The organism is Chryseobacterium bernardetii, assembly GCF_003815975.1.
GTDB lineage: Bacteria > Bacteroidota > Bacteroidia > Flavobacteriales > Weeksellaceae > Chryseobacterium > Chryseobacterium bernardetii.
This window is the reverse complement of the sequence record NZ_CP033932.1, coordinates 3,553,886-3,566,414: the sequence shown is the minus strand read 5'-3', so window position 1 is coordinate 3,566,414 and position 12,529 is coordinate 3,553,886. Positions and strand designations below refer to the sequence as shown.

Here is a 12,529-nt window from a genome sequence, read left to right as displayed (position 1 = left end):
ATGCCTGTTTTTAAACCTTTCCGTGGAATAAGACCTCACAGAGATTTTGAGGATACTTTCCCTACCCATCCACTGGATAATTTTACCCAGGAAGAAATTGCAGAAAAAGCTCAAGTTGAAAATACTTACATCAACATGATAAAACCCTATGTTGTAAGTAAATCTAAGGATGTAGACCGAAATCTGAGAAAGATCCGTTCCACATTTGAAGAACTTCTGGAAGAAAAAAAACTTGTTCAGGATAATTCTGCATATTATCTTTATGAACAAATATATCCTGACAAACAAATTTTCAGAGGCCTTTTAGGTCTTGCCAGCATTGAAGATTTCTGGAATGGGAAAATCAAAAGGCACGAAAGTACCATTCCCCAGAAAAAAGAAAAACTGGCCCATTATCTTGAAAAAGTAAATCTTCAGGCCGAACCGGTATTGCTTACCTACCCTGCCAATTCCAAAATTGAGTTACTGATGAACCATGAGGAAAAGAACGTACCCATCTTCAATCATGTAGACAGCATTGGAATCAGACATAAAATATGGAGAATAGACAATCGTCTGAAGCTTCAGCAGTTTAAGGAAGTAATTGATCAGATCGATTCATTCTATATTGCAGACGGACACCACAGAATTGGTTCTACAGCATTAAATGCTAAAAAACATAAGGATAAGAACAAAAGGCATAACGGTACAGAGCTTTATAACTTTGTATACAGCTTCATCGTTTCCAATCAGTCCATCAAGATTCACGATTACAACAGAATCCTGAATGACCTGAGCGGTCTTTCCAGTGAGCAGTTCCTGAAAGAACTGGAACAGTATTTCTTAATTCACGAAAAAGGACAAACACCATACTACCCTTCCCAGAAATTCCACATTTCAATGTATCTGGAAGGTAAGTTCTATTCTCTTCACGTAAAACACGATCTTCGTTCTAAAGAAATGTCTTTAGACAACCTGGATCACCATTTATTGGATAAATATATTTTCAAAGGTATTTTAAAAATAGAAGATCCGGATAGCTCAGATTTGATTTCTTATGTAAAAGGAACTTCCAATATTAACGGGATCAATATTTTAAAAGAAAAAATAGACAGCGGAGAAGGAAAAGCCGGTTTCGGAATTTTCCCTGTAAGTTTTAATGACATGATCAAAATTTCAGATTTAAAATTAAGTATGCCGCCAAAATGTACATTCATTGAGCCAAAATTGATTACAGCACTGGTAATGTACGACATGAAACCTTAATAAATTCCTATTTTTTTCCTACTTTTATCATTGGAAAAGAAAGGTAAATAAAAAATGAAAAAAATATTCATTATACTTCCACTCTTTTTGAGTGGATTTTTATTTTCTCAAAAAAAAATCCAGAAAAAACCTACCGGCAGGGCTGCAATTCCTGTAAAATTAAATTATCACGATGAATTCAAAAAGATTTCAGACGAGATCATGACCAACGGCAGGGCTTATGAAAATCTTGGAGAACTTACAAAAGGAATCGGCCCACGTTTCAGCGCTACTGCCGGATATGCAAAAGCAGTAGAATGGGCAGAAAAAAAGTTCAGAGAAATAGGCATCAATATGATCTGGAGACAGGAAGCTAAAGCTCCGGTATGGATCAGAGGAAAAGAGTCTTTACAGATCAAAATTGAAAATGGGGATTGGAAAAACATCAGAATGCTTTCTTTCGGAAACTCTGAAGGAACAGGCGGAAAAGACCTGACAGGTGAAATTGTTTTAATTAATTCCACTTCAGAACTGAATGCCATGTCCATAGGCCAGTTAAAAGACAAAATTGTTTTCGTGAACGTTCCTTTGGATCCAAAAATCATCAATACCAGTGATTCTTATTTACAGACTGCAAAATCAAAATTAATTTCAGCATCCGTCATTGCCAAAACAGGTGCAAAAGCTTTAATCATAAGATCATTAACAACAGCTAATGACGATACACCGCATGCCAAAATGATTTACTACGAACCGGACGATAAAGTTAAGATTCCGGCTCTATCCATCGGTGTAAGATCAGCGGATGAATTGGAAAAGACCCTGAAGAAGCAAAAAGTTACGGCTAAAATCAACATGTCTGCCGAATCAAAAGCCAGTACTACAAACCCTAATATTATTGCTGAAATTCAAGGCAATAAGGATTCTAAAGTCATTGTTTTAGGCGCTCAGCTTGACTCATGGGATATTGGTGAAGGTGCCATTGATGATGGAACCGGAGTTGTACAGTGTATTGAAGTTTTAAGAACACTGAAAGCACTCGGTTATGAAAATAACCATACCATAAGGGTTGTTTTATATGCCAACAGTGAAAATGGTGGACAAGGCCGTGAAATGTATGCTGCTTTTGTAAAAAAGAAGGATGAAAAACACATTTTCGCCTTAGGAACAGATGCAGGCGGTTATTCACCACGAGGATTTTCTTTGGATATGTCTCCTCAGAGAAGACGGCTAGTCTCTCCTTGGAAAGAATACTTTCTTCCTTATGGCGTTTATGATTTCGACCAAACAGAAGCCATTCAGGATATTTCCCCTTTAAAAAAACTCGATATTCCTTTAGCAGAGCTTGTGGTAGACACCCAAAGATATTTCGACTATCACCATTCTAAACAGGATACTTTTGATAAAGTAAATAAAAGAGAACTTCTTCTCGGGGCGGCTGCCATCACACAAATGATCTTTATGGTTGATAAAAACTGGTAATATGAAAAAGATCGTAAATATATCATTATTAACTTTAGGAATGGTCTTTATATCAGGACAGACTAAAGAAGATTCTATACAGTTCAATAAAATTTCCACAGAAATCCTGAATAACGGAAAAGGATATGATGAACTTCGGGAACTCACCAAAAATATAGGACACCGCTTAAGTGGCTCCGAAGCTTATGAAAAATCTGTACAATGGGCCGCACAAAAGCTTCGTGATGCCGGTGCAGATAAGGTATGGCTTCAGGACGTCATGATCCCGGTTTGGGTGAGAGGAAAAGAATCCTTACACATTAAAACTCCCAATGGAAACTGGAAGAGTCTTAAAATGCTTTCCCTTGGAAACTCTGAGGGAACGGGAGGAAAAGATGTGTCCGGAGAGATCATTATGGTGAAGTCCCTTGAGGAATATGACAAACTTCCTGCTGAAAAGGTAAAAGATAAGATTGTTTTCTTTAATTATCCTTTCAACCAGGGCAACGTGCAGACATTTATTTCCTATAGGGAATCAGGAGCCTACAGACGTACCGCAGCTTCTCTCACAGCCAGAAAAGGTGGCAAATTCGCTATCATCAGATCACTTTCCTCCGCATTTGACGATGTTCCACACACAGGAAACATGCGATACGAAGAAAATATCAGTAAAATACCGGCTGTTACCATTGGAAATACAACAGCTGACGAACTGGAAACTTTATTGAAAAATCAGAAAGTCACCGCAAAGCTCAATTCCAATTGTGGGATGAAAGGCGAAAAACTCTCCCACTCCGTCATTGGTGAAATTACTGGGAAGAAAGACCAAAATGTAATTGTAGTGGGCGGACACCTTGATTCCTGGGATGTAGGTGAAGGTGCTCATGATGACGGTTCAGGGATTGTTCAGAGTATTGAAGTCTTAAGAACATTTAAAAAGCTGGGACTCCAGAATAACCATACCATCAGAGCTGTTTGCTTTGCCAATGAAGAAAATGGAACCAAAGGCGGAAAACAATACGGAAAGACAGCAAAGGATAATAGTGAAAAACATCTTTTTGCCATAGAATCCGATGCTGGAGGCTTTTCTCCCCGCGGAATTTCACTGGAAATGGATGATGTGAAAAGAAAACAGATCAAAAGTTGGGGAAATCTATTCTTACCTTACGGAGTTTACAACTTTGAAGGAAAATACTCAGGCTCGGATATTGCCCCATTGCATGAAATGGTGGTACCTACTGCAGAACTCGTTCCGGAACCACAGCGTTATTTTGATATTCACCACACCGCAGAAGATACTTTTGAAAAAGTTAACCGTAGAGAACTGCTTCTCGGCTCAACGGTAATAACACAACTTATTTATATGATTGATAAAAATTGGTAACAATGAAAAAGATATTAGGAACCTCATTATTATGTTTGGGAATGGCTGTTTTTGGTCAAACCAAAGAAGATTCAATCCAATTCAGCAAGATCTCTCTTGAAGTGCTAAATAACGGAAAAGGATACAGTGATCTTCGTGAACTCACTAAAAATATCGGACATCGTTTAAGTGGCTCAGAAGCCTATGAAAAATCTGTACAATGGGCCGCACAAAAGCTCCGTGATGCCGGAGCAGACAAAGTGTGGCTGCAGGACGTCATGATTCCGGTTTGGGTGAGAGGAAAAGAATCCTTACACATTAAAACTTCCAATGGAAACTGGAAAAACCTTAAAATGCTTTCTCTTGGAAATTCTGAAGGTACAGGCAGAAAAGATGTTTCAGGTGAAATTATCATGGTGAAATCTATGGATGAATACAATAAACTTTCCCCGGAACAGGTAAAAGATAAAATCCTTTTCTTCAATTATGCTTTCAAACAATCATTCATAGAAACTTTTAAAGGATATGGTGATGCAGCTAAGTACAGAACCACAGCAGCATCTTTAACTGCCAAAAAAGGAGGAAAATTTGCGATTATCCGCTCTCTTTCCTCAGCATTTGATGATGTTCCTCATACAGGAGCAATGCGCTATGAAGAAAGCGTCTCTAAAATTCCTGCCGTAGCAATCGGAAGCACTACAGCAGATGAGCTGGAAACCTTATTAAAGAATCAAAAAATTACGGCAAAGCTTAATTCCAACTGCGGAATGAAAGGAGAAAAACTCTCCCACTCCGTGATTGGTGAAATTACAGGAAAGAAAGACCAAAGTGTAATTGTAGTAGGCGGACACCTTGATTCCTGGGATGTAGGTGAAGGTGCTCATGATGACGGAGCTGGAATTGTTCAGAGCATTGAAGTCTTAAGAACATTCAAAAAATTAGGACTCCAGAATAACCATACCATCAGAGTTGTTTGCTTTGCCAATGAAGAAAATGGGGTAAAAGGCGGTATCCAATATGGTAAAACAGTAAAAGAGACCAATGAAAAACATCTTTTTGCCATAGAATCCGATGCCGGAGGCTTTGCCCCTAGAGGTATTGCTTTGGATATGGATGATGCCAAAAGGAAACAGATTCAGAGTTGGTCAAAATTATTCCTTCCTTATGGAGTGTATAACTTTGAAGAAAAATTTTCCGGAACAGATCTTTATCCACTTCATGACATGGGAATTCCTGCAGCCGAACTGATGCCCGATTCTCAACGTTATTTTGACATCCACCATACAGAAGAAGATACCTTTGATAAAGTTAACAGAAGAGAGCTTCTGTTAGGAGCTGTAGCTATGACGCATATTATTTATATGATTGATAAGAACTGGTAATATATATTTAGTTTAATATAGAATAACCCATTAAGTCTTATGAGATTTGATGGGTTTCTTTTTAGCCAAAACATCACTAATGAATTCACAAATGATACAATGGTATAAATGAATGTCAGAAAATCTATTAATTCAACCCTCTAGCAGTGTCTTTGTTATTCCCCAGAAATCCAAACGAAATAATCTGGTTAGATTCTTACAGAATGGCAAACTAAGTTTTATCCAATAGTTTAAACATTTGATAAAAAGAATTAACTCTATACTTAATTTGGATAAGAAAGTAATTAATGAAGTATGTTACTCCACCTGACTCCCAATTGATATCAAATTTACTATCATTTCTGGCATAATAAGGTCTTGAAATCTTAGAATGATACATAGGCTTATTGTTTTTCACCATCTTTAAATAGTCGGCTGCTAGATTTGATTTCCTATAATATTGAATTTCTATTATCGTTTCTTTTTTACTTGCTTTAAAAATATAAAAATTTACATCATAAAGATCCTGATACTCTTTGTCTAAAATCTCAATAGCTGAATTTAGTGAAAGTCTAGTTTTAGACTTATTCACTTTATTTCTGGATCTCCTAAGTTCAAAAAAATTTTCCCCTTCAAATTCATTAATATCAGATATAATAAAAACAAAATTAGGAGATATTTTATTCCAGCAATTTGCCTTTGCCAATTGTTGAAGACCGACAAGACAAATCTCAATGTTTTCTTTTATGTTTTCTTTGTTCACTTTCAAAATTAAAAACTTTACTAAAATAGTATAGTTTAGAGGCTTACAGGATGACAAATGTACACTAAAAATTCAATAGAAGCCGGCTTTTAGCATTTATAAAACCTATTCAATAATTGTTTGTTTGGGGAATGATATAGGAAGAATACAAAATCTACCTAAAAAATCTATTATTCTTTAGCTTAAGAATTCACGATCAAATTTCATTTTTCTTTGTTTAAGGAAATATTCATCCTATAAACCTGGTATACAACAAAATAAAACGCCCTCAACTTATCTGTTAATCGGAAATTTACTATTTTGGCATGAAATTGGCATATCCTTTTGTGAGAAAAAATTAAAAAGCACTAAGGATGAGAAAAAAGGTTTTCTGTGGATTTTCAGTTTTCCACTGATTCAAAGTTCATATCCCGTATATGAATCCTTTTTTTTCTACGATGCCGTAAAAGATACGGGAACGTGATTAATTAACCCTCCTGTTGATTTTTCACAGCACATTTATGCCCCGTATCTAACTGGTATCATCAATAAACCCGTGAATCATTTATTGATTCAAAATGATTATTTATCCGGACTTTGAAGCCCGGTATCATAATATTGAATAAATGGCAAAGTTATCATGAACCTTAGCCCAGAAAAGAAATATGCTTTTTCTTTTTACCATGATAATCATACCTGATTTATTCTCAATTAATTAATGTATAACCCTTAAAATGTTAGTAATGATGAGAGCCTTTTTTGAAATGATTTTTAAGAGAAATGAAGATGCCGCAAAAATGCATATCTGGAGCCTGTTATTGGTCCTGAGTTTTGCCGCTTTTTCTATACTGGTATACAGTTCAAAACCAAGTTTTAACAACTTAATAGTATATCTTACCGCCTTTGCCGCTTATATCGGCTTTGGTCTTGTATTCATCAGTTCCCTTGCAGGAACAGGAATGAAGAAAAGATCCGGTAGAAACATATAACTTTTATTTCACTCTTTTACTGAAAAACCGCCTTCCTTCAGAGGGCGGTTTTTTATGCATTTTATTTACACTATTATCGCAGACTACTCTTTGAAAATATCTTTCATCATTTTCTCAAGAAACCGAGTGGTTTCTTCCTCAACCATTTTTTCAGATTTTGCAACTAATTCTTTATGAAAGGGTTCACAACAGGCTTTAATTCCAAATCCATCATCTGTTTTTACAAATTCCGGATGTAAATTATGTTCTTTACACACTTCAGCCTCTATTTCCTGTTTTATGACATCGTAATTAAGATCAAACATATTTTCTATTTTTATTTCATTGGTGAGGGAGAAAGATAGGAATAATTTGTTTTTACACAACATCCGTATTTCTACGGGACTTTTTATAGAAAATCAAAAAGCCGTTCCTTCCGGAACGGCTTTCATATCTTAAAGATTCAATTATTTTACTTTTACAAGCTCAACATCGAAAACTAACCATGAGTTTGGTGGAATTACTCCTCCTGCTCCTCTTTCTCCGTAAGCCATTGCTGGCGGGATCAATAAAGTAGCAGTTTCTCCTTCTTTTAACAATAAGATACCTTCATCCCATCCTTTGATTACTCTTCCCATCCCGATTGGAATTTCGATAGGCTCATTTCTCTTGAATGAAGAATCAAATTCAGTTCCGTCTACTAATTTTCCTGCATAGTGTACAGAAACGTTATCACCTGCTTTTGGAGCTTTTCCGTCTGCAGTTTTAGTGATTTTATAGTAAAGACCTGATTCCGTTTTTTGCATTCCGGCTTTTAAGCTTTCCACTAATTTTTCCTGGTTTGCCTTGAACTCTTCTTCTTTTTTCTTTCTTTCAGCTTCTTCTTTAGCGATAAATGCTTTATTGTTTTCTGCAATTTTAGCTTTTCCTTCGTTAAAAGTTTTAGCAGCATCGTAGTTTTTGTACTCGTCACCTTTACCAAAAACAGAAACTTTCTCTAGAACAATATCTGTTTTAGGCTTATCCTGAGCTCCTTTTTCAACATTAGCAATAGCATCAATTACTTCAGTACCTTTTACTACCTTTCCAAAGATTGTATGTCTTCCATCTAACCAAGGAGTAGCTACTTCAGTAATAAAGAACTGAGAACCGTTTGTGTTTGGTCCGGAGTTAGCCATAGAAAGAATCCCTTTTCCTGTGTGTTTAAGATCGTTTCTTTCATCTTCGAATTTATACCCAGGATCTCCCATTCCTGTTCCCTGAGGATCACCTCCCTGGATCATGAAATCTTTGATTACTCTGTGGAAAATAGTTCCGTCATAGTAAGGAACTCCCTTAGCCTTAGCTTTGTTATCGATTTTCCCTTCTGCAAGACCGATAAAGTTGGCTACAGTTACTGGTGCTTTCTTGTCCTCAAACTTAACAATCATGTTACCTTTTGTAGTTTGAAGATTGGCATAAAGTCCGTCATTAAGACCTTCGTAAGTTTCTTTGTCTACGTTCATTTTTTTATAAATTGGGGTACAACTCATCAGCGAAACACTTGCCGCTGCCAGAATTATATTCTTGTTAAACAATTTCATGTATTATAAAGCTTTTAATTTTATGATTAATGGTATATCATTGTCTATTTTCTTTTCGTCTCCAAAAGTTCCATAAGCCAAAGAAGACGGCACCAAAAGCGTCACTTCCTCTCCATCATGTATAAAGCGTAAAGCATTTTCCACCGCTTTCAGTTCATCAAAATGCCCGAATTTGGCATCTCTTCTTTCAAAAGGCTGATCGTAGATTTTAGTCTGGTCAAAATCATAGAGTTCATAAGAGTAAGAGATCAGCGTATTGTCTGCTCTTCTTTCCCTATGATCAAAACCATCTACCGTCACCCAATAATTAAGCTGCGTTGGGTAAAACTTTACGTTCTGACCACTGATCCAATCCTGAATCTGCCCCCTTTCGATGGTATTCAGGTTTTTCATCCTGTTTTTAGAAATATCCAGATCTTTCTGGCTTAAAACCCCGCCCACAGGTGGATGTGCCGTCTGTGCATTTCTATTACAGCTCAGCAGACTTATGGCTGATATGAAGAGTAATTTTTTCATAAACTTTTGCGAAAATACACATTTTGTGAATCAATTACAAAAGCTTTAAACCATTAATGTAAATTATATAAAAGCACCTGATAAAATTATCTCCAGAATTAGACCAAAAAAGGCAAATCATTTAAGAGCATAGCAACAAAAAGCCGGGAAAATTCCCGGCTTTCTATAGTCTATTTAAATAAGATTAAACTGTTTCAAGAGCATGATCTACCACCACTCTCCATCCAAATGGATCTTCAGCAAGGTTAGTTTGAATGTCTACTAAATCTTTCTTAAGAATTGCAGCATAGCTTTCTTCGTCTGATAATCTTGGAAGCGCTAATTTCTCACCCTGGTATCCTAAAGCCTGGAACTGAGTGGTTACCACTGCAGTACCTACTCCCCATACTTCTTTAAGCTCTCCGTTTTTCAAAGCTTCTATAACTGTTTTTACAGCAATTGGTTCAACTTTTACTTCGATTCCTCTTCTCTTAGCTAATTGGATAAAGCTGTCTCTGGTAACACCATCAAGGATTTTCTCAGATGTTGGTGGAGTATAAATAGTATCATTGATTCTTACAAATACGTTCATCGTACCACTTTCCTCAAAATACTCGTGAGTAGAATCATCAGTCCAGATGATTTGCTCATAGCCTTCTTCAATTGCTAATTGAGTAGGATAGAAAGAAGCGGCATAGTTACCAGCTGCTTTAGCAGAACCTACACCACCATTAGCTGCTCTGGAATAGTGGTCAGAGATTTTTACTGATACAGGCTCTGAATAATAGCTTTTTGCAGGTGTTGCTACAATAGCAAACATATATTTGTCAGATACTCTTGCTTTCAGAGCTTCCTCTGTAGCGAAAATCAATGGTCTGATATATAAAGACATTCCTTCACCTTGAGGGATCCAGTCTCTGTCTATATCTACTAATGCTTTTAATCCGTCTAAAAACATTTCCTCAGTCACCTCAGGCATTGCAAGACGCTTTGCTGACTTGTTGATACGTTCAAAATTCTTTTCAGGCCTGAAAAGGAAAACCTGCCCATCTTTGTCTTTGTAGGCTTTCATGCCTTCAAAACAAGCTTGTCCATAGTTTACTCCCATCATGGCAGGCGTAAATGGTATTGGACCGTAAGGAACTAATTTTACATCACCCCATTTTCCATTTTCATACTCACATATAATCATATGATCTATGAAGGTACCTCCAAATGAAAAATTGTTAGGGTCAAATGTAGAAATTCTGGAGTTTTCAGTTTTTTGAATTATCATTTTTTAAAATTTTTACGATGTTCTACAAATTTAACATAATTTTCTAAATATAAAAATTTTAGAGTAAATTTGACAAAAAATTACCTTGAAAAGAGAGATTAAAACCACAAACGACGGAAGTAAAACACTGTTTATCAGTGATTTAAATGAAAACTACCATTCTCACCACGGGGCTCTTCAGGAAGCAGAACACGTGTTTATCAAAAATGGATTAAATTTAATAAATGATTGCGAAATTAATATTTTAGAACTCGGTTTTGGAACAGGTTTGAATGTTTTAGTGACAATTAATGAATATTTAAAAACTGACAAAAATCATGTCATCAATTATTTTTCACTCGAAAAATACCCCATAAATGAATCTGAAGTTAAGGATTTGGCCTACTTTGAACTTTTTGATAACCCTGAGTTCAAAAATATTTATCAGAAAATTCATCTGGCAGATTGGGAAAAGTCAGAAGAAATCATTAGCGGATTCAACCTTAAAAAGATAGAATGTGACTTTTTCGACTTGAAGAACATAGATCTGCCTGAAATCAACCTTGTTTATTTCGACTGTTTCGGTGCAAGGGTACAGCCCGATCTTTGGGAAAAGCCATTATTTGAGCTGGTAGCTGACAAAATGGCCATTAACGGATTATTAACAACCTACTCCTCTAAAGGAAGCGTAAGAAGAATCCTTCAGGAACTGAACTTTAAGGTAGAAAAAAAACAAGGTCCTCCGGGAAAAAGGGAGATGATTAATGCTATAAAACTATAACGGTATGGACTCATTTGCTTTTTCAGTATTTTGCTTTTACCGCTACAGTCCTCACAAAAAATTCATTACCTTAGCTATACAAAATATTATACATTATATATATGATAGACAAGATCAACATTAGAGTGTATGGCTGTGCTGTAAAAGACAAGAAAGTACTCACTTTATTTGAAGAATATGCCGGCGAACCTTTAGTGAAATTTCCTGGTGGCGGATTGGAATACGGTGAAGGAACATTAGAATGCCTGCATCGTGAATTTGATGAAGAACTGAATGTGAAAGTAGATATTGTAGAACATTTCTACACTCAGGAAAACTTTCTGGTTTCCCGTTTCAGAGAAAATGAGCAGCTCCTTACCATATACTATATTGTAAATATTATTGATGAAAAGGATTTTCTTATTTTAGATCCCTGTATTGAAAAAACAGAATGGATAGACATTGACAGGCCGGATAATCCTTTCCCGCTTCCTATAGATAAAATCGTATTCGATAAATTAAAAGAAAAATTCCTGTAAGTGTGCTTACAGGAATTGTATTTTATTATTTCTTTACTTTAAAATCACTTGCTCCCGGATAAGGTTTCAAATACCCTGAATTCCAGTTAGACTGCAGCAATGATTCCACAAATTCATCTGTTCTGTTTTTATGGGGGTCATACCGCTCCTTCAAGTCAATATCCGCCATCTTTCCTTTCAAATTCCACCAAAAAGCACTAAATCCACCTCTTAATTCTTTAATGATTTCGTATACATTTTTACCGGTAGCTCTGTTCATCAGCTTGGCAAAAACCTGACCTTCGGTAGTGGTAAGATCTCTCAGTTGCTTTTCATATTGATCGGCAAGCATATTCTGTCTTTCTCTTACGAACTTCCTCTTGGCTTTATTATCCATGTCATTCATGTCTACCTGAATGTCCCTGTATTGCTGTAGCGCAGTTACAAATAACGGATATACTCTGTATAACTTCTTATTTAAGAAATAATAGTAGTTTTTATCCAGCTGATTATTAAACCTCGGTTTATTAACCAAAACCAATTCATCCATTACTACTACAGGTTCTCCGTTTACTTCATAGACCTTTACTTTCTGCTGTTCGTCGTAATAATATTTATTGCCAAATTCATCTACTTTCAAAGATCCAGCGGGGTATTGATTCAGCGGTTTTGCCACCACAGTATCTTTCTGCCCAAAAACACTGACTCCAAAAAAGAACATAAAAAGACAGATACTCTTACTAAAATTCATTATTTTTACACTTATAAGAACAAAAATTAAACGCAAAAATCATTCCTT

The 12,529-nt window shown here is 36.0% G+C and carries 13 protein-coding genes; 7 read left to right on the top strand and 6 right to left on the bottom strand.

What is annotated here, in order from left to right:
- The 4 genes from EG339_RS16255 to EG339_RS16240 are packed head-to-tail and all read left to right on the top strand — an operon-like array spanning nucleotide 1 to nucleotide 5,430.
- Entirely contained in the window at nucleotides 1–1,245 is a 1,245-nt protein-coding gene (locus EG339_RS16255; RefSeq protein WP_123871002.1) for a DUF1015 domain-containing protein, read from the top strand.
- 54 nt (nucleotides 1,246–1,299) lie between these two features.
- Complete coding sequence (locus EG339_RS16250; RefSeq protein WP_123871001.1) at nucleotides 1,300–2,706, top strand: M28 family peptidase; 1,407 nt, start codon at nucleotides 1,300–1,302, stop codon at nucleotides 2,704–2,706.
- A gap of 1 nt (nucleotide 2,707) precedes the next feature.
- Nucleotides 2,708–4,069: a M28 family peptidase gene (locus EG339_RS16245; RefSeq protein ID WP_123871000.1), complete on the top strand. Its 1,362-nt coding sequence runs from the start codon at nucleotides 2,708–2,710 to the stop codon at nucleotides 4,067–4,069.
- A 2-nt stretch (nucleotides 4,070–4,071) separates the two neighbouring features.
- The gene (locus EG339_RS16240) at nucleotides 4,072–5,430 is read left to right on the top strand and encodes a M28 family peptidase (protein WP_123870999.1); all 1,359 of its coding nucleotides are present in this window, start codon (nucleotides 4,072–4,074) and stop codon (nucleotides 5,428–5,430) included.
- A gap of 211 nt (nucleotides 5,431–5,641) precedes the next feature.
- On the opposite strand, the gene EG339_RS16235 is transcribed toward EG339_RS16240, so the two are convergent.
- Nucleotides 5,642–6,178: a hypothetical protein gene (locus tag EG339_RS16235; RefSeq protein ID WP_164466448.1), complete on the bottom strand. Its 537-nt coding sequence runs from the start codon at nucleotides 6,176–6,178 to the stop codon at nucleotides 5,642–5,644.
- 716 nt (nucleotides 6,179–6,894) lie between these two features.
- Here EG339_RS16235 and EG339_RS16230 point away from each other — a divergent pair.
- Entirely contained in the window at nucleotides 6,895–7,140 is a 246-nt protein-coding gene (locus EG339_RS16230) for a hypothetical protein (RefSeq protein WP_123870997.1), read from the top strand.
- 83 nt (nucleotides 7,141–7,223) lie between these two features.
- Here the strand turns inward: EG339_RS16230 and EG339_RS16225 are convergent, their stop codons facing one another.
- The 4 genes from EG339_RS16225 to EG339_RS16210 form a co-directional block, all read right to left on the bottom strand.
- Nucleotides 7,224–7,445, bottom strand: a complete 222-nt coding sequence (locus tag EG339_RS16225) for a hypothetical protein (protein ID WP_123870996.1) — start codon at nucleotides 7,443–7,445, stop codon at nucleotides 7,224–7,226.
- 141 nt (nucleotides 7,446–7,586) lie between these two features.
- Complete coding sequence (locus EG339_RS16220; protein ID WP_225718065.1) at nucleotides 7,587–8,624, bottom strand: peptidylprolyl isomerase; 1,038 nt, start codon at nucleotides 8,622–8,624, stop codon at nucleotides 7,587–7,589.
- An 81-nt stretch (nucleotides 8,625–8,705) separates the two neighbouring features.
- A complete protein-coding gene (locus EG339_RS16215; RefSeq protein ID WP_123870995.1) occupies nucleotides 8,706–9,218 on the bottom strand; it encodes an FKBP-type peptidyl-prolyl cis-trans isomerase in 513 nt (170 codons plus the stop codon).
- Between the two features lie 184 nt (nucleotides 9,219–9,402).
- Nucleotides 9,403–10,473 carry a branched-chain amino acid aminotransferase gene (locus EG339_RS16210; protein WP_123870994.1) on the bottom strand — a complete coding sequence of 357 codons (1,071 nt, stop codon included), beginning with the start codon at nucleotides 10,471–10,473 and terminating at the stop codon, nucleotides 9,403–9,405.
- Between the two features lie 85 nt (nucleotides 10,474–10,558).
- On the opposite strand from EG339_RS16210, the gene mnmD reads away from it, so the two are divergent.
- On the top strand, nucleotides 10,559–11,233 hold the full coding sequence (mnmD, locus tag EG339_RS16205) for a tRNA (5-methylaminomethyl-2-thiouridine)(34)-methyltransferase MnmD (RefSeq protein ID WP_123870993.1): 675 nt from the start codon (nucleotides 10,559–10,561) through the stop codon (nucleotides 11,231–11,233).
- A 101-nt stretch (nucleotides 11,234–11,334) separates the two neighbouring features.
- Nucleotides 11,335–11,751 carry an NUDIX domain-containing protein gene (locus EG339_RS16200; protein ID WP_123870992.1) on the top strand — a complete coding sequence of 139 codons (417 nt, stop codon included), beginning with the start codon at nucleotides 11,335–11,337 and terminating at the stop codon, nucleotides 11,749–11,751.
- A 25-nt stretch (nucleotides 11,752–11,776) separates the two neighbouring features.
- On the opposite strand, the gene EG339_RS16195 is transcribed toward EG339_RS16200, so the two are convergent.
- Nucleotides 11,777–12,481 carry a DUF4294 domain-containing protein gene (locus EG339_RS16195; RefSeq protein WP_123870991.1) on the bottom strand — a complete coding sequence of 235 codons (705 nt, stop codon included), beginning with the start codon at nucleotides 12,479–12,481 and terminating at the stop codon, nucleotides 11,777–11,779.
- Nucleotides 12,482–12,529: the final 48 nt, after the last annotated feature.

Excerpts from the sequence above, each read along its gene's own strand:
- EG339_RS16255 (WP_123871002.1), top strand. The coding sequence starts at position 1 with ATGCCTGTTTTTAAACCTTTCCGTGGAATAAGACCTCACAGAGATTTT.
- EG339_RS16250 (WP_123871001.1), top strand. The coding sequence starts at position 1,300 with ATGAAAAAAATATTCATTATACTTCCACTCTTTTTGAGTGGATTTTTA.
- EG339_RS16245 (WP_123871000.1), top strand. The coding sequence starts at position 2,708 with ATGAAAAAGATCGTAAATATATCATTATTAACTTTAGGAATGGTCTTT.
- EG339_RS16240 (WP_123870999.1), top strand. The coding sequence starts at position 4,072 with ATGAAAAAGATATTAGGAACCTCATTATTATGTTTGGGAATGGCTGTT.
- EG339_RS16230 (WP_123870997.1), top strand. The coding sequence starts at position 6,895 with ATGATGAGAGCCTTTTTTGAAATGATTTTTAAGAGAAATGAAGATGCC.
- EG339_RS16225 (WP_123870996.1), bottom strand. The coding sequence starts at position 7,445 with ATGTTTGATCTTAATTACGATGTCATAAAACAGGAAATAGAGGCTGAA.
- EG339_RS16220 (WP_225718065.1), bottom strand. The coding sequence starts at position 8,624 with ATGAACGTAGACAAAGAAACTTACGAAGGTCTTAATGACGGACTTTAT.
- EG339_RS16215 (WP_123870995.1), bottom strand. The coding sequence starts at position 9,218 with ATGAAAAAATTACTCTTCATATCAGCCATAAGTCTGCTGAGCTGTAAT.
- EG339_RS16210 (WP_123870994.1), bottom strand. The coding sequence starts at position 10,473 with ATGATAATTCAAAAAACTGAAAACTCCAGAATTTCTACATTTGACCCT.
- EG339_RS16200 (WP_123870992.1), top strand. The coding sequence starts at position 11,335 with ATGATAGACAAGATCAACATTAGAGTGTATGGCTGTGCTGTAAAAGAC.
- EG339_RS16195 (WP_123870991.1), bottom strand. The coding sequence starts at position 12,481 with ATGAATTTTAGTAAGAGTATCTGTCTTTTTATGTTCTTTTTTGGAGTC.